At 59.8% G+C, this 20533-nt stretch carries 18 protein-coding genes; 9 read left to right on the top strand and 9 right to left on the bottom strand.

Going from position 1 to position 20533, the window contains the following annotated elements; genetic code table 11:
* Positions 1 to 129: 129 nt before the first annotated feature.
* Together FFH90_RS07195 and FFH90_RS07190 are read right to left on the bottom strand one after the other, a co-directional pair.
* Positions 130 to 972, bottom strand: a complete 843-nt coding sequence (locus FFH90_RS07195; RefSeq protein ID WP_064616353.1) for a mechanosensitive ion channel family protein — start codon at positions 970 to 972, stop codon at positions 130 to 132.
* Between the two features lie 136 nt (positions 973 to 1108).
* Positions 1109 to 1594, bottom strand: a complete 486-nt coding sequence (locus tag FFH90_RS07190) for a YajQ family cyclic di-GMP-binding protein (RefSeq protein ID WP_018926510.1) — start codon at positions 1592 to 1594, stop codon at positions 1109 to 1111.
* Positions 1595 to 1734: 140 nt separating this feature from the next.
* Here FFH90_RS07190 and FFH90_RS07185 point away from each other — a divergent pair, with 140 nt between their 5' ends.
* Genes FFH90_RS07185 through FFH90_RS07175 form a run of 3 tightly spaced genes read left to right on the top strand, consistent with a single transcriptional unit; the run spans position 1735 to position 5318 of the window.
* A complete protein-coding gene (locus FFH90_RS07185) occupies positions 1735 to 2652 on the top strand; it encodes a putative 2-dehydropantoate 2-reductase (RefSeq protein ID WP_064616351.1) in 918 nt (305 codons plus the stop codon).
* Positions 2653 to 2697: 45 nt separating this feature from the next.
* Entirely contained in the window at positions 2698 to 4734 is a 2037-nt protein-coding gene (locus FFH90_RS07180) for a HAMP domain-containing sensor histidine kinase (RefSeq protein ID WP_064621203.1), read from the top strand.
* A gap of 2 nt (positions 4735 to 4736) precedes the next feature.
* Positions 4737 to 5318: a cob(I)yrinic acid a,c-diamide adenosyltransferase gene (locus tag FFH90_RS07175; RefSeq protein WP_018926513.1), complete on the top strand. Its 582-nt coding sequence runs from the start codon at positions 4737 to 4739 to the stop codon at positions 5316 to 5318.
* Positions 5319 to 5368: 50 nt separating this feature from the next.
* On the opposite strand, the gene FFH90_RS07170 is transcribed toward FFH90_RS07175, so the two are convergent.
* The 4 genes from FFH90_RS07170 to secA form a co-directional block, all read right to left on the bottom strand.
* On the bottom strand, positions 5369 to 6313 hold the full coding sequence (locus FFH90_RS07170) for a Nudix family hydrolase (RefSeq protein WP_018926514.1): 945 nt from the start codon (positions 6311 to 6313) through the stop codon (positions 5369 to 5371).
* A complete protein-coding gene (locus tag FFH90_RS07165; protein WP_019581491.1) occupies positions 6310 to 6942 on the bottom strand; it encodes a glutathione S-transferase family protein in 633 nt (210 codons plus the stop codon). The genes FFH90_RS07170 and FFH90_RS07165 overlap by 4 nt, the downstream gene beginning before the upstream one ends.
* Before the next feature lie 146 nt (positions 6943 to 7088).
* Positions 7089 to 8306, bottom strand: a complete 1218-nt coding sequence (argJ, locus tag FFH90_RS07160; protein ID WP_019581492.1) for a bifunctional glutamate N-acetyltransferase/amino-acid acetyltransferase ArgJ — start codon at positions 8304 to 8306, stop codon at positions 7089 to 7091.
* Positions 8307 to 8425: 119 nt separating this feature from the next.
* A complete protein-coding gene (gene secA / locus FFH90_RS07155) occupies positions 8426 to 11161 on the bottom strand; it encodes a preprotein translocase subunit SecA (protein ID WP_018926517.1) in 2736 nt (911 codons plus the stop codon).
* A gap of 307 nt (positions 11162 to 11468) precedes the next feature.
* Here secA and FFH90_RS07150 point away from each other — a divergent pair, with 307 nt between their 5' ends.
* Complete coding sequence (locus FFH90_RS07150; RefSeq protein ID WP_018926518.1) at positions 11469 to 11924, top strand: DUF721 domain-containing protein; 456 nt, start codon at positions 11469 to 11471, stop codon at positions 11922 to 11924.
* 59 nt (positions 11925 to 11983) lie between these two features.
* Here FFH90_RS07150 and FFH90_RS07145 read toward each other — a convergent pair whose 3' ends face one another.
* The gene (locus FFH90_RS07145; RefSeq protein ID WP_138866913.1) at positions 11984 to 13471 is read right to left on the bottom strand and encodes a helicase HerA-like domain-containing protein; all 1488 of its coding nucleotides are present in this window, start codon (positions 13469 to 13471) and stop codon (positions 11984 to 11986) included.
* A 182-nt stretch (positions 13472 to 13653) separates the two neighbouring features.
* On the opposite strand from FFH90_RS07145, the gene FFH90_RS07140 reads away from it, so the two are divergent.
* From FFH90_RS07140 to FFH90_RS07125, 4 genes are all read left to right on the top strand, one after another.
* On the top strand, positions 13654 to 15543 hold the full coding sequence (locus FFH90_RS07140) for a methyl-accepting chemotaxis protein (RefSeq protein WP_138866912.1): 1890 nt from the start codon (positions 13654 to 13656) through the stop codon (positions 15541 to 15543).
* Positions 15544 to 15787: 244 nt separating this feature from the next.
* Positions 15788 to 16909, top strand: a complete 1122-nt coding sequence (locus FFH90_RS07135) for a glycosyltransferase family 1 protein (RefSeq protein ID WP_111454696.1) — start codon at positions 15788 to 15790, stop codon at positions 16907 to 16909.
* Positions 16902 to 17678, top strand: coding sequence for a DUF2334 domain-containing protein (locus FFH90_RS07130; RefSeq protein WP_138866911.1), 777 nt, complete (start codon positions 16902 to 16904; stop codon positions 17676 to 17678). The genes FFH90_RS07135 and FFH90_RS07130 overlap by 8 nt, the downstream gene beginning before the upstream one ends.
* Positions 17675 to 18670 (top strand): lysylphosphatidylglycerol synthase transmembrane domain-containing protein, encoded by a 996-nt coding sequence (locus FFH90_RS07125; protein ID WP_138866910.1) that lies wholly within the window; start codon positions 17675 to 17677, stop codon positions 18668 to 18670. Before FFH90_RS07130 ends, FFH90_RS07125 begins: the two co-directional genes overlap by 4 nt.
* Positions 18671 to 18689: 19 nt before the next feature.
* On the opposite strand, the gene FFH90_RS29940 is transcribed toward FFH90_RS07125, so the two are convergent.
* Positions 18690 to 18866, bottom strand: coding sequence for a hypothetical protein (locus FFH90_RS29940; RefSeq protein ID WP_018926524.1), 177 nt, complete (start codon positions 18864 to 18866; stop codon positions 18690 to 18692).
* A gap of 81 nt (positions 18867 to 18947) precedes the next feature.
* Positions 18948 to 19796 (bottom strand): formyltetrahydrofolate deformylase, encoded by an 849-nt coding sequence (gene purU, locus FFH90_RS07120; protein ID WP_018926525.1) that lies wholly within the window; start codon positions 19794 to 19796, stop codon positions 18948 to 18950.
* Between the two features lie 327 nt (positions 19797 to 20123).
* Between purU and mvaT the strand changes: the two genes are divergently transcribed.
* Complete coding sequence (mvaT, locus tag FFH90_RS07115) at positions 20124 to 20501, top strand: histone-like nucleoid-structuring protein MvaT (protein ID WP_007933316.1); 378 nt, start codon at positions 20124 to 20126, stop codon at positions 20499 to 20501.
* Positions 20502 to 20533 lie beyond the last annotated feature (32 nt).

The following is a 20533-nucleotide window of genomic DNA, read 5'->3' as shown; positions in this document are numbered from 1 at the left end:
GTTCGCGGTAATCAAAAAAAGGCCCATCTTCGGATGGGCCTTTTTTATTGGCTACAGCATTGTGTTTAAAGGATCGGGGCTTGCAAAATGTTTGACCAAAAGGTCAGACATCAGTTGATTGACTGTTCCTTACACCGCCGCCGATTCCTGCACCACGCGAATAACCCGCTGCGGAAATGGAATATCGATGCCGGCAGTCTTCAAGCGATCGCGCGATTGTTCGTTAAACATGAACATCACATTCCAGTAGTCGGCAGTCTTCACCCACACCCGTAGAGAAACAGTGATCGAACTGTCGCCCAGTGTGGAAATCACCGCTTCCGGTGCCGGCTCAGTCAACACTCGCGGATCCTTGGCCAGGTCCAGCAACACTTCACGGGCCTTCTGCAAGTCCGCCTCGTAGTCCACACCCACATCAAATACTACTTTGCGGGTCGGCTGGCGGTTGGTGTTGGTGATGATGCCATTCGACAGATTACCGTTAGGCACGATGATGGTTTTGTTATCGCCTGTGCGCAGAACAGTGTGGAAGATCTGGATGCTGTCGACAGTACCGGCAACACCTTGGGCTTCGATCCAGTCACCGATACGGAACGGACGGAACAACAGAATCAACACGCCGCCGGCGAAATTCGCCAGGCTGCCCTGCAGGGCCAGACCGATGGCCAGGCCGGCCGCACCGATAGCCGCGACGAAGGAGGTGGTTTCCACACCGATCATCGACGCCACGCTGACGATCAGCAGAACCTTGAGGATGATGTTCGCCAGGCTGCTGATGAAGCCTTGCAGCGCCAGGTCGGCGTTGCGCAACGCCAGCAGGCCGCCCAGTTTTTGCGTGACTTTGTTGATCAGCCACCAGCCAACGGCCAGGGTGATCACCGCCAGCAACACGCGGCTGCCGTATTCCATGATCATCGGAATCCAGGCTTGAGACGCCTTGACGAGGTTGTCCACTTCAGCATTCAAATCCATCTTCTTTCTCCTGATTTCCGGCTACCCGGCACGCAAAAAATGAGCGGCAGAAAGACCGACCCCATAAGGCCCGATCGTTTCTGCCGTTGCTTGGGCCTCGGACGTCGAAATCGCCGAGAGGTTCCCGCTTGAAAGGTCAGTCGCGGAAGTTATTGAACTGCAGCGGCATGTCGAAAGTTTTGGCGCGCAGGGCGGCGATGGCTTCCTGCAGATCGTCACGCTTTTTACCGGTGATACGTACCTGCTCACCCTGAATGGCAGCCTGGACCTTGAGCTTGGCATCTTTGACGTGGGCGACGATTTTCTTCGCCAGCTCTTTGTCGATGCCTTCCTTGAGGACCGCTTCCTGCTTCATCAGCTTGCCCGACGCGTAGGCATCCTTGACTTCAAGGCATTGCACGTCGATCTTGCGCTTGACCAGGGCCAGCTTGAGGATCTCGATCATCGCTTCGAGCTGGAAATCGGCTTCAGCGGTCAGGTTGACGGTCAGGTCTTTTTCCTTGAACTCGAAGCTGCCCTTGCCTTTCAGGTCATAACGACGATCGAGTTCCTTGACGGCGTTCTCGACCGCGTTGGTGACTTCGTGTTTGTCCAGTTCGGATACCACGTCGAACGACGGCATGTAATTTCTCCAATAAAAAGGCGCGCTCGATAACGATGGAGCGCGCTTGGCTTGCGGTTAAAATCGGGCTCATTATAACGGGTCTTTTCCAACCGATACTGCGAGCCTCACATGCCAGCGACAAACCGAGTAAAAAGCTGATGTCTACCCCTTGGCATGTTCTGGGCGCCGGCAGCCTCGGCACGTTGTGGGCCACCCGTCTGGCACGGGCTTCAGTACCGGTCAGGCTGATCGTACGGGACGCGGCGCGCCTGCAGGCCTATCAGGCGGCGGGCGGGCTGACGCTGGTCGAGCACGGCGAAGCGCAGCTGTACCCGGTGCCCGGCGAAACAGCCGACAGCGACGGACCGATCAGCCGTCTGCTGGTGGCCTGTAAAGCCTATGACGCCGTAACAGCCGTGGCCCAACTCTCCCACCGACTGACACCGGACGCCGAACTGATCCTGTTGCAAAACGGCCTTGGCAGCCAGGACGCCGTCGCCGCGCAAGTCCCGCATGCCCGCTGCATCTTCGCTTCCAGTACCGAAGGCGCGTTTCGCGATGGCGACTGGCGTGTGGTGTTTGCCGGTCATGGTTACACCTGGCTGGGAGATGCCGGCCATCCAGTGGCACCGTTCTGGCTGGAGGACTTGAGCGACGCCGGCATTCCCCATGAGTGGAGCACCGACATTCTCACCAGGCTGTGGCGCAAGCTGGCGCTCAATTGTGCGATCAACCCGTTGACCGTCCTGCACGAATGCCGCAACGGCGGTTTGCAGCAACATCAGTGCGAAGTGGCCACCCTGTGCGCCGAACTCACCGAACTGCTGGAGCGCTGCGGCCAGCCGGCGGCAGCCGAAAACCTCCGGGAGGAAGTCGAACGGGTGATCAAGGCTACCGCGACCAATTTCTCCTCGATGTACCAGGATGTCGCCAATCAGCGCCGCACCGAAATCAGCTACCTCTTGGGCCATGCCTGCAAAGTTGCGTCGCGGCATCAGTTGAACCTGCCCCACCTCAATCAATTGCAGCAGCGCTTGATCGATCATCTGCACAGCCTTGGATTGCCCAGCGACTGAGCAGCGGCTACGCTGGCCACTTGTTCCTTTTCAGCGATGAACCTGATGCCATTGCGCCAGCGCCTTGAAAACCTTCCGGTCGGCCAGAAACTGCTGGCCGCCCTGCTGGTGCTGTTGACCACCGTTTTGCTGGTCGCCAACCTGACCTTTATCAGTGCCGCGTATTACATCTCCCAGGAAAGCATGGCCCCCCAGGCCCTGCAGACCATCGGCCGACTGGTGTCCAACCCGAGCCTGGTGTCCGACGCCCTGAAGTCGCCGCAAAACGCCGAACGCCTGCTCAACGAACTCAACAGTTATTCACCACTGCGTGCGGCAGCCCTTTACGACGGCACGGGTACGCGTCTGGCGCAGCTGCAACACGGCGACATGCTGAGCCTGCCAGAGCACTACCAGCACCTCGAAGCCTGGCAAGCCACGGAGTTTCGCAGCAATCAAGTGATCACCCTGCCCCGCCCCGGCACCGCTCCCGGGCATTTGCTGCTGGTGGCCAGCAGCGAATTGCCGATGGCGTTCTACACCGGGACCCTGACCGCCAGCCTGGGGATTCTGATCTTCAGCGTGCTGTTGTGGCTGGTGATCGCCCGGCAGATCAAACGCCTGATTACCCGCCCCATCCATCAGCTCGAAGAGCTGTCCCGGCAAGTCACCCGGGAAGAGAACTACGCCCTGCGCGCCTCTCGCGGCAACCACGACGAAATCGGCAGCCTCGCCGAAGCGTTCAACACCATGCTCTCGCGCATCGAGGCCCGGGAGCAGCAGCTCAAGCGCGCCCGCGACGATTCCCAGGCGGCTTACGACCAGGCCCAGGGGCTGGCCGAAGAAACCCGTCACACCAACCGCAAGCTGGAACTGGAAGTTCAGGTGCGGAGCAAGATCGAGAAAAAACTTACCGGTTTCCAGAACTACCTCAACAGCATCATCGACTCCATGCCATCGGCACTGATCGCCCTCGACGAGCAGCTTTACGTGACCCAGTGGAATCAGGAGGCCAGCGCACTGTCCGGCACGCGCCTGGACGAAGCCTTGAACCAGCCGATCTTTCTCGCCTTCAAACCCCTCAAGCCGTTCCTGCCGCAGCTCAAGCAAACCGTCGAGCAGCATACGGTGGCCAAGATCGAACGCGTTACCTGGCCCAAGGACGACGAACCCCGGCATTACGCCCTGACGTTCTACCCGTTGATGGGCGGTGCCGGACGTGGCGTGGTCATCCGGATCGACGACATCACCCAGCGTCTGTCCCTGGAAGAGATGATGGTGCAGTCGGAAAAAATGCTCTCGGTCGGCGGCCTCGCCGCCGGTATGGCCCATGAGATCAACAACCCGCTGGGCGCAATCCTGCACAATGTGCAGAACATTCGTCGACGTCTGTCCCCCGACCTGCCGAAGAACCTCGAACAGGCCGAGCAAATGGGCATCGAACTGGAAACGGTCAATAAGTACCTGAAAGCGCGTGAAGTACCGCAGCTGCTCGACGGCATTCAGCAGGCTGGCGCCCGGGCGGCGAAGATCGTGACCCACATGCTCAGCTTCAGCCGCCGCAGCACTCGGCAAATGGCGCCATGCGACCTGCCGGCACTGATCGATCAAGCGGTGGAAATCGCCGGCAACGACTTCGACCTGGCCATCGGCTTCGACTTCAAGGGCCAGGCGATCATTCGCCAGTTCGATCCGGCGCTGGGCCCGGTACCCGGCACCGCCAACGAACTGGAACAGGTGCTGCTCAACCTGCTGAAAAACGCTGCGCAAGCCATTCACCAGCGTACAGACGACCGCGAACCGGGGCGGATCATTCTGCGCACAAAACTGAATCCGCCGTGGGCGGAAATCCAGGTCGAGGACAACGGCATCGGCATGAGCGAAAGCGTGCGCAAACGCACGTTCGAGCCGTTCTTCACCACCAAGGAAATCGGTCAGGGCACCGGTCTTGGGCTCTCGGTTTCGTATTTCATCATCACCAACAACCACAAGGGCCAGATGGAAGTGCAATCGACGCCGGGCCAAGGCACTTGCTTCACCTTGCGCCTGCCTTTGTCGGGCACTGCGGTGAACTCTCAAGAACTCAATCAGCTGTCGAGGTAACCATGGGCTTTCGTTTGTCGAAGATTTACACCCGCACCGGTGACAAAGGCGAAACCGGGCTTGGTGACGGCCGCCGGGTGCCCAAGGACCATCCGCGAATCGAGGCCATTGGCGAGGTCGATACGCTGAACAGCCAGGTGGGCGTGCTGTTGGCCGGGTTGGCGGCGCAAAGTGGCGAGTTTCCCGGGCTTGGCGAAGTGATCGAGGTATTGGCGCCCTGCCAGCATCGGTTGTTCGACCTCGGTGGCGAACTGGCGATGCCGGTGTATCAGGCACTGAACACGGCAGAAATCGAACGGCTGGAAGCGGCCATTGATGTGTGGAATGAAGAGCTGGGGCCGCTGGAGAATTTCATTCTGCCCGGCGGTTCGGCGCTGATTGCCCAGGCCCACGTGTGCCGCAGCCTGGCGCGTAGTGCCGAACGCCGGTGTCAGCAGTTGAATACGATCGAACCGTTGGCCGGGGTGGGCCTGGCGTATATCAATCGGTTGTCGGATTTGTTGTTTGTGGCGGCACGGTTGATTGCCAAGCGCCAGGGGATTGCCGAGATTTTATGGCAGCCTGCGGCGAAACCTTCAAACTGATCGACTGATCATTCCCACGCGGAGCGTGGGAATGATCACAGCACTGCAAATCAAGCCTCAGGCCAGAACGCCCGAATCCCCGCCACACCCTGCGCGCCCGCTTCCCAGGCTTTCTGCCGCTCTACCGGGCCAACACCACCCAACAAGAACACCGGTTTGCTGAAGCCTTCGATCAAAGTCGACGCCAGCTCCCAACCCAGCGGCTGAGCATCCGGGTGCGTCTGGGTCGGCTGCACCGGCGACAGAGTCACAAAGTCCACGCCCATCTGCTCGGCCAGCGCCAGTTCTTCAGCGTTGTGGCAGGACGCCGCCAACCAGCGCGACGCCGGTAGCGGTCGGCCGGCCGCCGCGTACTTGCGCAACTGCGCGGCAGTGATGTGCCAGCCGGCGGACGGAAAGTCCCCCAGCCATTCAAACGGCCCCTTGATCATCAACTGCGCCTTGCCGGCACACAGCCCTGCCGCGTCCACCGCCAAATCGCGGTATTGCGGGTCATAGCCATTGGGCGCACGCAACTGAATCAGCTTGATGCCGCCCGCGATGGCTTTCTGGATACCGCGCAGCAAGGCCGGGGTTTCCAGACCGTCCGGGGTGATCAGGTACTCGCCGGGCAAGCGTGCAGCCGCGACGATCGGCTGGTTGGCGGCCGGAAACTCGTAGTCCAGCAGTTCCCGCGCAGTCACCCAGGCCAAAGGCTGGCCTTCGGCACCATGGGGTTCGCCGGTAAACGCCGAGACTTCCCAGACATCCAGCAACACCTGCTTGTCCGGGTAGTCGTGGCGAACCTTGATCAACGGTCGCGCGGTATTGACCACGATGCCCAACTCTTCGTGAAGCTCGCGGGCCAGGGCGGTTTCGACGGATTCGTTATCCTCGACCTTACCACCGGGGAACTCCCACAAGCCGCCCTGATGCTGGGTGTCGGCACGCCGGGCGATGAGGATCTTGCCGTTGCTATCGCGGATAACCGCCGCGGCCACGTGTACTCGTTTCACTGCCCGACCTCCTCCAGACCTGCCTTCTGCCAGGCCTTGAAAGCTGGCCATTGGTAAATGGTTTCGACATAGGCTGCATCGACCTCGGGCAGCTTCACTTGATAGGTGCGCAGGCGGACGGCGATCGGTGCGAAAAACGCATCGGCCAGGGTCGCGCCACCGAACAGGAACGGGCCGGCTTCAGTCGCGGCCGCACGACATTCAGCCCACAACGCCAGCATGCGCTCGATCTCGGCCTGAACGTCAGGCGGAGTCGGCAACAACGGCGCATTGTGGCTCAGGTCGAACGGCATGTTGCCGCGCATGGCGAAGAAACCGCTGTGCATCTGCGCGCAGGCCGAACGCGCCTGGGCTCGGGCGGCGGTGTCTTTGGGCCAGAGGCCGGCATCGGGAAATTGCTCGGCCAGGTACTCGGCAATCGCCAGCGAATCGGCGATGGTGCCGTGTTCGCTTTTCAGCAGCGGGACTTTCCCGGTCGGCGAATGCTTGAGCACGCGTGCGCGGGTGTCCGGCTGGTTCAGCTTGATCAGTTCTTCGGTGTAGGACGCGCCGGTCAGGTCGAGGGCCAGCGCGGCGCGCAGGGACCAGGAAGAATACAGTTTGTCGCCGATGATCAGGTGGAGGCTCATGTTCGGGCGCCTTTTGGTAAGAGTACAAGCCAGAATCTTTAGCGTCTGGTGGTCCGTCTTCGCGGGCAAGTCGGATCGCCGCACCGCTCGCTCCTACAGGTGGTGTGACCTGTAGGAACGAGGTTTGCCCGCGAAAGCGATCTGTCTTACGTGCGGTACTCGGCGTTGATCTTCACGTATTCGTGGGACAGGTCGGTGGTCCAGATGGTTTCGCTGCAATCGCCGCGACCCAGCTCGATGCGGATGGTGATTTCTTCCTGCTGCATCACCGCCGCGCCCTGGGCTTCGGTGTAGGTGGCAGAACGCGCGCCACGGCTGGCGATGCACACCTCGCCAAGGAATACGTCGATCTTGCTCACGTCCAGGTTCGGTACACCGGCACGGCCTACAGCGGCCAGGATGCGGCCCCAGTTCGGATCGGAGGCGAACAGCGCAGTCTTGATCAGCGGCGAGTGGGCCACGGTGTAACCGACGTCCAGGCATTCCTGGTGATTGCCGCCGCCGTTGACTTCAACGGTGACGAACTTGGTCGCGCCTTCGCCGTCACGCACGATGGCCTGGGCCACGTCCATGCACACTTCGAATACCGCTTGTTTCAACTTGGCGAACAGCTCGCCTTCGGCACGGGTGATTTCCGGCAGTGCGGCCTTGCCGGTGGCGATCAGCATGCAGCAGTCGTTGGTCGAGGTGTCGCCGTCGATGGTGATGCGGTTGAACGACTTGTTGGCGCCGTCCAGCAGCAGGTTTTGCAGCACCTCGCGGGAGACTTTGGCGTCGGTGGCGATGTAACCGAGCATGGTCGCCATGTTCGGGCGAATCATGCCCGCGCCTTTGCTGATGCCGGTGACAGTGATGGTCACGCCGTCATGCTGGAACTGACGACTGGCGCCCTTGGGTAGAGTGTCGGTGGTCATGATGCCGGTGGCGGCAGCTTCCCAGTTGTTTTCCGACAAATCATCGAGGGCAGCTTGCAACGCGCCTTCGATTTTCTCGACCGGCAGCGGTTCGCCGATCACGCCGGTGGAATACGGCAGCACCAGGCTGGCATCAACGCCGGTCAGCTCAGCCAGCTTGGCGCAGGTGCGCTCGGCGGCGGCCAGGCCTGGTTCGCCGGTGCCGGCGTTGGCATTGCCGGTGTTGGTCAGCAGGTAACGTACCGGACCTTGCACGCGTTGCTTGGCCAGGATCACGGGAGCGGCGCAAAAGGCGTTCAGGGTGAACACGCCCGCCACTGTGGAACCTTCGGCACAGCGCATGACCACGACATCCTTGCGCCCCGGGCGCTTGATACCGGCCGAGGCGATACCGAGTTCAAAACCGGCAACCGGGTGCAACGTTGGCAAAGGACCAAGACCAACAGCCATGAATGCGCTCCTTAAAAAATGTTGGCACCGTCAGTGCGATGGACGGTGGTTTAAATGGCAAAACGCCGCGACGGCAGAAGCCGGTCGCGGCGCGGGTATTTCAGCGTTTGAAACGGGGTTTACTGGATCTGCCCGTGGCAATGCTTGTACTTCTTGCCCGAGCCGCAGTAGCACAGCTCGTTGCGGCCCAGCTTCTGCTCGTTGCGTACCGGTGCGGTGGCGAGAGCTACATCGATCTCTTCACCCAACACTTCCGGTTGCTCCAGGCCAGGCGCTTCGTCGTGCTGGAACTGCATGCGCGCAGCCAGCGCCTCGGCTTCCTGACGCAGACGTTGCTCTTCGGCTTCCGGATCTTCGCGGCGCACCTGAACGTGCGACAGCACACGAATCGAGTCGCGCTTGATCGAATCCAGCAGCTCGGAGAACAAGGTGAAGGACTCGCGCTTGTACTCTTGCTTCGGGTTCTTCTGCGCATAACCACGCAAGTGAATGCCGTGACGCAGGTGATCCATGGTCGACAGGTGGTCTTTCCACAGGTCGTCGAGCACGCGCAGTACGATTTGCTTCTCGAAGGAGCGCAGTGCTTCGGCACCGGCCTGGTCTTCTTTCTCGTTGTACGCGGCGATCAGTTCGTTGAGCAGCTTCTCACGCAGGGTTTCTTCGTACAGGTGGTCGTCTTCGTCGAGCCATTGCTGGATCGGCAGCGCCACACCGAAGTCGCTCTGCAACGCCGCTTCCAGACCGGACACGTCCCACTGCTCAGGCAGCGATTGTGGCGGAATGTGTGCGCTGACGGTTGCGTTGAGCACGTCCTGACGGAAATCGGCAATGGTTTCGCCAATATTGTCGGCGGCCAACAAACTGTTACGCATGTGATAGATCACTTTACGTTGTTCGTTGTTGACGTCGTCGAACTCAAGCAGCTGCTTACGGATGTCGAAGTTGCGGCCTTCAACCTTGCGCTGAGCCTTCTCGATGGCGTTGGTCACCATGCGGTGCTCGATCGCTTCACCGGACTGCATGCCCAGCGCCTTCATGAAGTTCTTCACCCGGTCAGAGGCGAAGATGCGCATCAGGCTGTCTTCCAGCGACAGGTAGAAACGGCTGGAACCGGCGTCGCCCTGACGACCGGCACGACCGCGCAACTGGTTGTCGATACGACGCGATTCGTGACGCTCGGAAGCGATCACCTGCAAGCCGCCCGACTCCAGCACTTGCTGGTGACGTTTCTGCCAGTCGGCCTTGATCTGGGCAATCTGCTCAGGGGTCGGGTCTTCCAGCGAAGCCACTTCCACTTCCCAGTTACCGCCCAACAGGATGTCGGTACCACGACCGGCCATGTTGGTGGCGATGGTCAGTGCACCCGGACGACCGGCCTGAGCGATGATTTCGGCTTCTTTTTCGTGGAACTTGGCGTTCAGAACCTTGTGTTCGATGCCTTCCTTCTGAAGCAGGCCGGACATGTGCTCGGACGTTTCGATGGTGGCGGTACCCACCAGCACTGGACGGCCCTGAGCCATGCACTCCTTGATGTCGCCGATGATCGCCGCGTATTTCTCTTCGGCGGTCAGGAACACCAGGTCGTTGTAGTCTTTACGCGCCAACGGCTTGTTCGGCGGGATGACCATGACCTGCAGGCCATAGATCTGATGGAATTCGAACGCTTCGGTGTCCGCGGTACCGGTCATGCCGGACAGCTTGTTGTACAGACGGAAGTAGTTCTGGAACGTGGTCGACGCCAGGGTCTGGCTCTCGGCCTGGATGTTCAGGTTTTCCTTGGCTTCGATGGCCTGGTGCAGACCTTCGGACAAACGGCGACCCGGCATGGTACGGCCGGTGTGTTCGTCGACCAGCACCACCTGACCGTCCTGCACGATGTACTCGACATTGCGATGGAACAGTTTGTGCGCACGCAGGCCGGCATAGACGTGAGTCAGCAAGCCCAGGTTATGCGCCGAATACAGGCTCTCGCCTTCAGCCAGCAGGCCGACGCGGGTGAGCATTTCTTCGATGAACTGGTGACCGGCTTCGTTGAGTTCGACCTGACGGGTCTTCTCGTCGATGGTGTAATGGCCGGCCTTGGTGACTTCCCCTTCGACTTCCTCGATGTGCAATTCAAGCTGCGGGATCAGTTTGTTGATCTCGATGTACAGCTTGGAGCTGTCCTCGGCCTGACCGGAGATGATCAGCGGGGTACGGGCTTCGTCGATGAGGATGGAGTCGACTTCGTCGATCACGGCAAAATTGAGTTCGCGCTGGAATTTTTCTTCCATGCTGAACGCCATGTTGTCGCGCAAGTAGTCGAAACCGAATTCGTTGTTGGTGCCGTAGGTGATGTCGGCGGCGTAAGCGGCGCGCTTCTCTTCCGGCGGCTGGAATGGCGTGACCACGCCGACCGTCATGCCGAGGAATTCGTAGAGCGGACGCATCCAGTTGGCGTCACGACGGGCCAGGTAGTCGTTCACCGTCACAACGTGCACGCCCTTGCCGGACAGCGCGTTGAGGTAAACGCCCAGTGTTGCCACCAGGGTCTTGCCTTCACCGGTACGCATTTCCGCGATCATGCCTTCATGCAAGGTCATGCCGCCGATCAGCTGGACATCGAAGTGGCGCATACCCATGACGCGCTTACCGGCTTCGCGGGCGACCGCAAAGGCTTCTGGCAGCAGCTTGTCGAGGGTTTCCCCTTTGGCGAGGCGGGCCTTGAACTCGTTGGTCTTGGCACGCAATTGATCGTCCGAAAGGGCCACCATTTGCTCTTCGAAGGCATTGACGAGCTGCACCGTCTTGAGCATGCGTTTGACTTCACGCTCGTTCTTGCTTCCAAAAAGTTTCTTTAACAAAGGCGCAAACATATCGGCAGGATCTTCCACACTAAAGGGATGGAGGGCGGCCCCGTGAGTCGCCCGTGCAGCCCTCATGGCCGCATGCGAACGAGCATTCTACCCGGAAACGATGGTGAGGAAAGTGGCGTTGTTCCACGATGCATGCACTGCGCTGTGACGGGGCTCACTTAAAATAAGGGCTTTTTACTGAACTTCAACCCATTGAGGGTACAAGTTACTCGTTGATTTAATGGGTAAAGCGCTCGTAAAGCAATGGGTCGGGACCAGCGGGTGCTTTCTGTTACCATGGCCGTTCTGTTACTTCAGGTGTTCGATCATGGCATTTCGCCCTCTCACGGCCAGAGCACCCGCCGTTCTGCTTCGCGAAGCCAAACCGCTGAAAGCCATCTTTGGCCACGCTCAACGCCTGGGTCATTTGCAACGTCTGGTGGAAAGCCAGCTGCAACCGGCCGCCCGCGAGCATTGCCATGTGGCGTCGTGGCGCGAAGGCAGTTTATTGCTGATTGTCACCGACGGTCACTGGGCCACCCGCCTGCGTTATCAACAAAAGCGTCTGCAACGCCAGTTACAGCTGTTCGACGAGTTCGCCAGCCTGACGCGGATCCTGTTCAAGGTGCAGCCACCGACCGTTCAGCAAGGAGCGGCTGGGCATACCATGGATTTGTCGACGGATGCCGCGGCGACCATTCAGGCGACGGCTGACGGGATTACCGACCCGAATCTAAGGGCGGCGCTGGAGCGCCTTGCGGCGCACGCAAAACCTAAATCCTGACTCAAATTTAATGTGGGAGCGCCACACCGCCGCTCCCACATTTTGACTGCGTACACTCGCTAGCGGCGCTTGCTGCCCCCAAGCAATGACCCCATCAACCCGCGTACCAGTTGTCGGCCCAATTGATTGGCCGCCTGTCGCATCGCCGATTTAAGCGCCTGTCCTGCCGCCGTACCGAGGAATTCCCCGGCCTGTTCGGTAAAACTCGGCTCTTCGGGTGCAGGTTTGCCCGGTGCGGTTTCAGGCTCCGGCGCCAACCCCTTGCGCCCCATCAGCACTTCATAGGCCGATTCGCGATCAACCGGTTTGTCATATCGCCCTTTAAACGGCGAACCGGCAATCAGCACCGTGCGCTCAGTCTCGGTCAGCGGCCCGATCCGCGATTGCGGCGGTGCGACCAGTACACGCTGGACCATCTCCGGCGTGCCCTTGTCCTGCAAGGTGCCGACCAACGCCTCGCCGATGCCCAGCTCAGTCAACACCGACAAGGCATCAAATGCCGGGTTCGGCCGGAAGCCCTCGGCCACTGCCCGCAGGGATTTCTGCTCTTTGGCGGTGAACGCGCGCAAGCCATGCTGAACACGCAGGCCCAACTGAGCCAGCACATCATCCGGCAAGTCCCCCGGCGATTGGGTGACGAAATACACGCCCACGCCTTTCGAACGGATCAGCCGCACCACTTGTTCCAGACGATCCTGCAACGCCTTGGGCGTACCGGCGAACAACAAGTGCGCCTCGTCGAAAAACAGCGCCAGCAGCGGTTTATCGGCATCGCCGCGTTCCGGCAGTTGCTCGAACAATTCAGCCAGCAACCACAGCAGGAACGTCGCGTAGACCTTCGGCGCTTCGTGCACCAGACGGCTGGCGTCGAGCAAATGGATGCGCCCGCGACCGTCCATCGCCGGTTGCAAAATATCTTCCAGTTTCAGTGCCGGTTCACCGAACAACGCTTCGGCGCCCTGCTGTTCCAGCGTCGCCAAACGGCGCAACAGTGCCTGGCTGGAACCGGTGGTCATCAGTGCCGCGTCATCGCCCAGTAATACGGGGTTATCACGCAGGTGATTGAGCAGAGCCTTCAAATCTTTCAAATCCAGCAGCAACAGCCCTTCGCGGTCGGCCACCTTGAACGCCGCATAAAGTGCCGACTGCTGACTGTCGCTCAGCTCCAGCAGGCTGCCGAGCAGCAACGGCCCCATTTCGCTCAAAGTGGTGCGCAATGGATGACCGGACTGACCGTGAATATCCCACAGGGTTACCGGATACGCCTGAGGCTTATGGTTCAGCCAGGGCATGCCGGCGATCCGCTCCGCGACCTTGCCTTGAGGGTTACCGGCGGCGCCCAGGCCGCACAAGTCGCCTTTGATGTCCGCCGCGAACACCGCCACGCCTGCATCGCTGAACGCTTCGGCCAGGCGCTGCAACGTAACGGTTTTACCGGTCCCGGTAGCGCCCGCTACCAAACCGTGACGGTTCGCCAGGCGCATGGCCTGGGCGATTGGCTGGCCAGCGAGGTCAGCGCCGATAACGAGTTGCGATGAGTCAGGCATTTTGTCACCCATGGTTAATCTTTGATCCTGCATGGCCGATAACAACCGAGAGACCAGACTGAAAATAGCGTCGGTAATTCCCTAAGGAGAGACGGAACTATCAGCTTACTTTCAACACTGCCCAATTTGCGTGCCTTTATAAAAGCACGCCCTGGACATTAAGACCTAGCGGACCCCAAGCCATGAATAAAAACCTGCGCTTCAGCCATAAAATACTGCTTGCCGCCGCCCTGATCGTTATCGCCGCATTCGCTTCGTTCACACTGTACAACGACTATTTGCAGCGCAATGCGATACGCCGCGACCTGGACAACTACCTGCAAGAAATGGGTAACGTCACCGCCAAGAACATTCAGACCTGGCTGGCGGGTCGTAGCCTGTTGATCGAAAACCTGTCACAGACCGTTGCCCTGAACGCCGAGACCGACAACGTCGCCAAACTGCTGGAACAGAAGGCTGTCACATCGACCTTCATGGGTGCCTACCTGGGCAACAAGGATGGCACCTTCATTATCCGTCCGGACAGCAAGATGCCCGACGGCTATGACCCTCGCGTCCGCCCTTGGTACAAGAGCGCGCAAAGCACCAGCGGGTCGGCCTTGACCGAACCTTACATCGACCTGGCGTCTGGCCAGTTGGTGATTTCCATCGTCGACAGCGTTCTCAAGGACGGTCAGAACATCGGTGTGGTCGGTGGCGACCTGAGCCTGCAAGCGATCACCGACAGCCTCAACGCGCTGGACTTCGACGGCATGGGCTATGCGTTCCTGGTCAGCGCCGACGGCAAGATCCTGGTCCACCCGGACAAAACGCTGGCGATGAAAAACCTCAAGGACGTCTACCCACAAGACACGCCCGTCATCGGTAATAAGCCGAGCGAGATCGAAGTCGACGGCAAAACCCGCATCGTAACCTTCACCCCGATCAAGGGACTGTCCTCGGTCAACTGGTACATCGGCCTGTCGGTGGACAAGGACAAAGCCTTCTCCATGCTCAGCGAATTCCGCACCTCGGCGATCATCGCGACCCTGATTGCCGTGGCCATCATCATTGGCTTGTTGGGCATGCTGATCCGCCTGCTGATCCAGCCGCTGCACGTGATGACCCGCGCCATGGAAGACATCGCCGACGGTGAAGGCGACCTGACCAAACGCCTGATCATCCAGAATCAGGACGAATTCGGCGTCCTTGGCACGGCGTTCAATCGTTTCGTGGAGCGAATTCATACATCGATCCGCGAAGTGTCCTCGGCCACCGGCCAGGTCAACGAAGTGGCCTTGCGGGTGGTGGCGGCCTCGAACTCGTCGATGTTCAACTCCGACCAGCAAGCTTCGCGCACCAGCAGCGTCGCCGCGGCCATCAACCAACTCGGCGCCGCTGCTCAGGAAATCGCCCGTAACGCCGCCCAGGCATCGAATCAGGCCAGCGATGCCCGCAGCCTGGCCGAAGACGGCCAGCAAGTGGTGGATCGCAGCATTGCCGCGATGAATCAGCTGTCGAGCATGCTCAGCGCTTCGAGCACCAACATCGAATCGCTGAACAGCAAAACCGTGAACATCGGGCAGATTCTCGAAGTGATCACCAGCATTTCCCAGCAAACCAACCTGCTGGCGCTCAACGCCGCCATCGAAGCAGCGCGGGCCGGTGAAGCCGGGCGCGGTTTTGCCGTGGTGGCCGACGAGGTACGCAACCTGGCGCACCGCACGCAGGAGTCGGCGCAACAGGTGCAGACCATGATCGAAGAGCTGCAAGTCGGCGCCCGCGAATCCGTCAGCACCATGAGCGACAGCCAGCGCCACAGCCAGGACAGCGTGGAAATCGCCAACCTGGCGGGCGAGCGCCTGAACAGCGTGACGTTGCGCATCGGCGAAATCGACGGCATGAACCAGTCGGTGGCCACGGCGACCGAGGAACAGACGGCGGTGGTGGAGTCGATCAACGTGGACATCACCGAGATCAACACGCTGAACCAGGAAGGCGTGGAAAACCTGCAATCGACCCTGCGGGCGTGCTCGGACCTTGAGCAACAGGCTTCTCGATTGAAGCAATTGGTAGGCAGTTTCCGTATCTAGCGTCTGTTCACAGACACCGTGGCGAGGGAGCTTGCTCCCGCTGGGTCGCAAAGCGACCCCAAAATCGGGATTGAAGGTGTGTCAGATTGAACACACCAGCTGATTCTACGACTGCTTAGCAGCCGAGCGGGAACAAGCTCCCTCGCCACTCAACGGTCCAAAGCCCTCGGCATCGCCGCAAAACCCAACCGAACATCTATCCTTCATATAGGTCAACCAAAGGGAGCACATCGAACCCGGAGGGATGTTCATCGTGCATATCGCTGACATAACCATGTTCTACGCCCCTGCCAGCGGTGGCGTGCGCACGTATCTGGATGCCAAGCACCGTCGTTTGGGCATCAAACCCGGCATTTGCCATAGCCTGCTGGTCCCAGGGGCGCATTTGAGTGAACAGGATGGTGTCTATACGGTTCCGGCCCCCGCCCTGCCCTTCGGCAAGGGTTATCGCTTCCCCCTCCGTCTCGGACCGTGGCGCAATGTTCTGCGAGATTTACAACCCGATCTGATTGAAGTCGGCGACCCTTACCTGACCGCCTGGGCCGCTTTGGACGCCAAGCGACAACTCGATGTGCCGGTAATCGGTTTTTATCACTCCGACCTGCCGATGCTGGTCAGCAATCGCATGGGCAACTGGGTTACACCCAATGTCGAGGCTTATGTCAGCAAGCTCTACGGCAACTTCGACCGGGTTCTGGCGCCAAGCCAGGTCATGGCCGACAAACTGATCGGGTTGGGGGTGAAGAACGTTTTCGTACAGCCCCTGGGCGTCGACCTGCAAACGTTCAACCCCAGCGTTCGGGATCCAGGCCTGCGGGCCGAATTGGGCATCGATGAAAACACTCACCTGCTGATCTTCGCCGGCCGCGGCTCCAAGGAAAAAAACCTGCCGGTGCTGCTCAACTGCATGAAACGCCTGGGGCGTCGCTACCACTTGCTGCTGGTGGGCTCGTCGATGCCGACCCTGGTGCCGCGCAATGTCACCGTCCTCGATGAATTCTGCCCGGCAGCGCAAGTCGCACGCCTGATGGCCAGCGCCGACGCGCTGGTGCATGCCGGCGATCAGGAAACCTTTGGCCTGGTGGTTCTCGAAGCCATGGCCAGTGGCATTCCCGTGGTGGCCGTGGCGGCCGGGGCTTTTCAAGAGATTGTTACCGATCAATGCGGCCTGCTCTGCGCGCCGAACAATCCAGTGGCGATGGCCAACACCGTTCGCGAACTGTTCAGCCAAGGCAGCGCCGCGTTGGGCAAACAGGCCCGCCGACATGTCGAGCAACATTACGCCTGGGACACCGTGGTCCACAGCCTGCTGGGGCACTATCACGCCGTACTCGGCACGCAATGGCCGCTGATCGCCAATGGCTGAGCCCATGAACACACCCAGTCTGTTGTTGGTGCTACACGACGTTGCACCGCAGACCTGGCCCGATTACCAGGCCTTCGTCGAAGCCGTCGACGCATTGGGTACAGTGCCGATGACCTGGCTGGTGGTGCCGAATTTCCACAAACATGACGACCTTGACGCACATCCGGAGTTTCGACACTTGCTGAGCCGTCGCGTCGCTCGCGGCGACGAACTGGTACTGCACGGTTACTACCATTGCGATGAAGGGTCGATTCCCACCACTCCCCGAGACTGGTTCATGCGCCGGATCTATACCCATGAAGGCGAGTTCTATGACCTGCCTCTAGACGCCGCCCTCGCCCGCCTGCGCGCCGGAATCGAGGTATTCCATCGCTACAACTGGCCGCTCGAAGGCTTTGTCGCCCCCGCCTGGCTGATGAGCGAAGGCACCCGTCAGGCGTTGCGTCAGTTACCGCTGCGCTACACCAGCGATTCGCAGTACCTGTATCGTTTGCCGGATTTCACTGCGATCGATGCCCCAGGCCTGGTCTGGAGCGCACGCAGCGCCTGGCGCCGTGGCCTGTCGAAAATCGTCAGCGATCAGCGCGAACAGCGCTGGCGCCAGGCGCCGGTGATTCGTCTCGGCCTGCACCCGGTGGACATGCGACATGAGTTCTCGCGTCAATATTGGCTGCAAACGCTCAAGCGCTTGCTCGACGAGGGCCGTGTGCCGATGACCAAGGCCGGTTGGTTGAAACTGCAACGCGACCCCATCGGTCGCGCAGCATGAGCCGGGGAATTCTGCTGGTCATCGCGCTGCTCGCTGCGGTGCTCATCCCGGCGTTGCTGGGCGGCGGCGAGACATGGTCACGGTTGCAACGCTTCCCGCTGGAATGGCTGCTGATCATGTTCGGCATGATCCTGTTGTGCTGGGTGCTCAACACCCTGCGCTTGCGCCTGTTGCTGGGCGATCAGCGTGACAAGGTGAGCCGACTCAAAAGCCTCGGGGTGGTGATGTCCGCCGAGTTCGCCTACTGCGCCACCCCCGGCGGCAGTGGTGGACCGCTGACCATCATGGCCCTGTTGGCGCGCCACGGCGTGCGGCCGGCCAGGGGCAGCGCCGTGTTCGCCATGGACCAGTTGAGCGACTTGCTGTTTTTTCTCTGCGCGCTGAGCGCGATTCTGATTTATGCACTGTTCCAGCACCTCAGTCAGCGCCTGGAATGGATGCTGACGGTCAGCGCCATCTCGTTGTTCGGCGGGCTGTTCAGCTGTGTATTGATGGCTCGCTGCCACCGTTCGCTGATTCGCCTGAGTGGTCGGTTGCTCGCCCGTTTCAATGTCAAGGAAGCGACCCGGCTTCGTTGGGCGCGAAAGCTCCTGCACTTCCTGGCGGCATTCACCGACACACTGAAGTTACCCTTTCAAACATTGATCACGGTGTTTGCCCTGACCTGCCTGCATTGGGTCTTGCGGTATAGCGTGCTGTATCTGGCATTACGCGGGCTGGGCGTGGACTTGCAATGGGCCTGGTGCTTTCTGATCCAGATGCTGTCATTGAGTGCGGGGCAATTCAGTCTGTTGCCGGGCGGTGCCGGGGCGGCGGAACTGACATCGGCGGCGCTGCTGGCGCCGATGGTGGGGAAATCCACCGCGGCGGCGGCGATTCTGATCTGGCGGACAGTGACTTATTACTTCTATCTGGTGGTCGGTGGCCCGGTGTTTCTGCTGATGCTCGGGCGGCCATTGCTGAAGAAGTTGATGAAGTTCAAGCAAGCTTAAAGATCGCCACAGGATCTTTTCAGGCCTCCCTGGCTGTATCGTCGGAATCGTCCTGCAACTGCTCCCACAACTCGGCGGCGCCGGGAAACTCCGTGCCGTCTTCGGGGCTCAGGTCGTCCGGATCGTAGCGGCTCAAACAGCCCTCGCCCAATGTGGCGGGCGCCTTGGAAACGGCTTTATCCAGCGGATCGGCCATGGTCATGTCCTCGGTGCAGAAACGGCGAAGGGCCTGAAGCGATTGAACGCCCAGGCCCTTCGGATTTCAACCGTATGGTTGTCAGAACACGACGGTTTTGTTGCCGTGCACCAACACCCGGTCTTCCAGGTGATAACGCAGACCACGGGCCAGCACCATTTTCTCGACGTCACGACCGAAGCGCACCATGTCTTCAATACTGTCGCTGTGGCTGACACGCACCACGTCCTGCTCGATGATCGGACCGGCGTCCAGCTCTTCGGTGACATAGTGGCAAGTGGCACCGATCAACTTCACACCGCGCATCGAAGCCTGATGATACGGCTTGGCGCCGACGAACGACGGCAGGAAGCTGTGGTGAATGTTGATGACTTTGTGGGCATATTCGCTGCACAAGTCAGGCGGCAGAATCTGCATGTAACGGGCAAGTACCACCACTTCGGCGTCGTGCTGTTTGACCAGGCGCGAGACTTCGGCGAAGGCCGGCTCCTTGTCCTGCGGGTTGACCGGTACATGGTAGTAAGGAATACCGTGCCACTCGACCATGCTGCGCAAATCGTCATGGTTGGAAATCACGCAGGCGATTTCGCAGTCCAGTTCGTCGCTGTGCCAGCGGTGCAACAAGTCAGCCAGGCAATGGGACTCACGGCTGGCCATCAACACCACGCGCTTCTTCTGCTCGGTGTCGGTGATGCGCCAGTCCATCGAGAACTCTTGGGCAATCGGTGCAAACGCTTCGCGAAAGGCTTCGATACCGAAAGGCAGCGAATCGGCACGAATTTCGTGACGCATGAAGAACCAGCCACTCTGATTGTCCGAGTGATGGCTCGCTTCAGTGATCCAGCCGTTATGTGACGCCAGAAAGTTACTGACTTTAGCAACGATACCGACGCGGTCCGGGCAAGCAATCACCAGCCGAAAAGTGCGCATGAGGGGGAAACTCCAGAACTTCGCAAAGGCCGCCATTCTAGCGATTGCGCAGCAAAACTGCAGTATTGATGACGCGCGGCTGCGGATTGCGGTCATCGGCACAGGTTCCGGCGGTGCCATACGCCAGTGCATGGTGCTCTTGTAGCCAGCCTTCAAGAGGTTAACTGTGAATATTTGTGACGCTATTTAACTGCCTCTCCAATGTGTGTCCTATTCACCGCAACTAATTTAAGTAAAACTTCGGTTAAATGTTTACTTGATGAAACACCCTGACTATTATTGTCGCACTGTCACCCTGTCATCCAGCGCCAACATAAGGTAGTCCTCATGTCCTTGATCAACGAATATCGCGCCACCGAAGAAGCTATCAAAGAGCTGCAAGCCCGTTTGAAGAACCTGTCCCAAGACGACAAACTGCAAACCGAGCTGGAATTCGAAGGCAAATTGCGCACCCTGATGGGCGAATACTCCAAATCCCTGCGTGACATCATTGCCCTATTGGATCCAGAGTCCAAAACCAAGGCTCCACGTGGCGGCGCAGTAAAAACTACTGGCACCAAGCGTGCTCGCAAAGTTAAACAATACAAAAACCCGCACAACGGCGAAGTCATCGAAACCAAAGGTGGCAACCACAAAACTCTGAAAGAGTGGAAAGCCAAGTGGGGCGGTGACGTGGTTGAAGGCTGGGCTACCCTGCTGGGCTAAGCCACAAGCGCGTCGCAGACTGATCCGCGACC

The sequence above is a fragment of the Pseudomonas sp. ATCC 43928 genome (assembly GCF_005938665.2).
In the GTDB taxonomy this organism is placed as follows: Bacteria; Pseudomonadota; Gammaproteobacteria; order Pseudomonadales; family Pseudomonadaceae; genus Aquipseudomonas.
Note: the sequence above shows the minus strand (reverse complement) of the source record. Positions and strands in the feature narration are given on the sequence as shown.

Coding starts and splice junctions, on each gene's coding strand:
- FFH90_RS07195 (WP_064616353.1), bottom strand. CDS start 972: ATGGATTTGAATGCTGAAGTGGACAACCTCGTCAAGGCGTCTCAAGCC.
- FFH90_RS07190 (WP_018926510.1), bottom strand. CDS start 1,594: ATGCCGTCGTTCGACGTGGTATCCGAACTGGACAAACACGAAGTCACC.
- FFH90_RS07185 (WP_064616351.1), top strand. CDS start 1,735: ATGTCTACCCCTTGGCATGTTCTGGGCGCCGGCAGCCTCGGCACGTTG.
- FFH90_RS07180 (WP_064621203.1), top strand. CDS start 2,698: ATGCCATTGCGCCAGCGCCTTGAAAACCTTCCGGTCGGCCAGAAACTG.
- FFH90_RS07175 (WP_018926513.1), top strand. CDS start 4,737: ATGGGCTTTCGTTTGTCGAAGATTTACACCCGCACCGGTGACAAAGGC.
- FFH90_RS07165 (WP_019581491.1), bottom strand. CDS start 6,942: ATGAGCCTCCACCTGATCATCGGCGACAAACTGTATTCTTCCTGGTCC.
- argJ (WP_019581492.1), bottom strand. CDS start 8,306: ATGGCTGTTGGTCTTGGTCCTTTGCCAACGTTGCACCCGGTTGCCGGT.
- secA (WP_018926517.1), bottom strand. CDS start 11,161: ATGTTTGCGCCTTTGTTAAAGAAACTTTTTGGAAGCAAGAACGAGCGT.
- FFH90_RS07150 (WP_018926518.1), top strand. CDS start 11,469: ATGGCATTTCGCCCTCTCACGGCCAGAGCACCCGCCGTTCTGCTTCGC.
- FFH90_RS07145 (WP_138866913.1), bottom strand. CDS start 13,471: ATGCCTGACTCATCGCAACTCGTTATCGGCGCTGACCTCGCTGGCCAG.
- FFH90_RS07140 (WP_138866912.1), top strand. CDS start 13,654: ATGAATAAAAACCTGCGCTTCAGCCATAAAATACTGCTTGCCGCCGCC.
- FFH90_RS07135 (WP_111454696.1), top strand. CDS start 15,788: ATGTTCATCGTGCATATCGCTGACATAACCATGTTCTACGCCCCTGCC.
- FFH90_RS07130 (WP_138866911.1), top strand. CDS start 16,902: ATGGCTGAGCCCATGAACACACCCAGTCTGTTGTTGGTGCTACACGAC.
- FFH90_RS07125 (WP_138866910.1), top strand. CDS start 17,675: ATGAGCCGGGGAATTCTGCTGGTCATCGCGCTGCTCGCTGCGGTGCTC.
- FFH90_RS29940 (WP_018926524.1), bottom strand. CDS start 18,866: ATGGCCGATCCGCTGGATAAAGCCGTTTCCAAGGCGCCCGCCACATTG.
- purU (WP_018926525.1), bottom strand. CDS start 19,796: ATGCGCACTTTTCGGCTGGTGATTGCTTGCCCGGACCGCGTCGGTATC.
- mvaT (WP_007933316.1), top strand. CDS start 20,124: ATGTCCTTGATCAACGAATATCGCGCCACCGAAGAAGCTATCAAAGAG.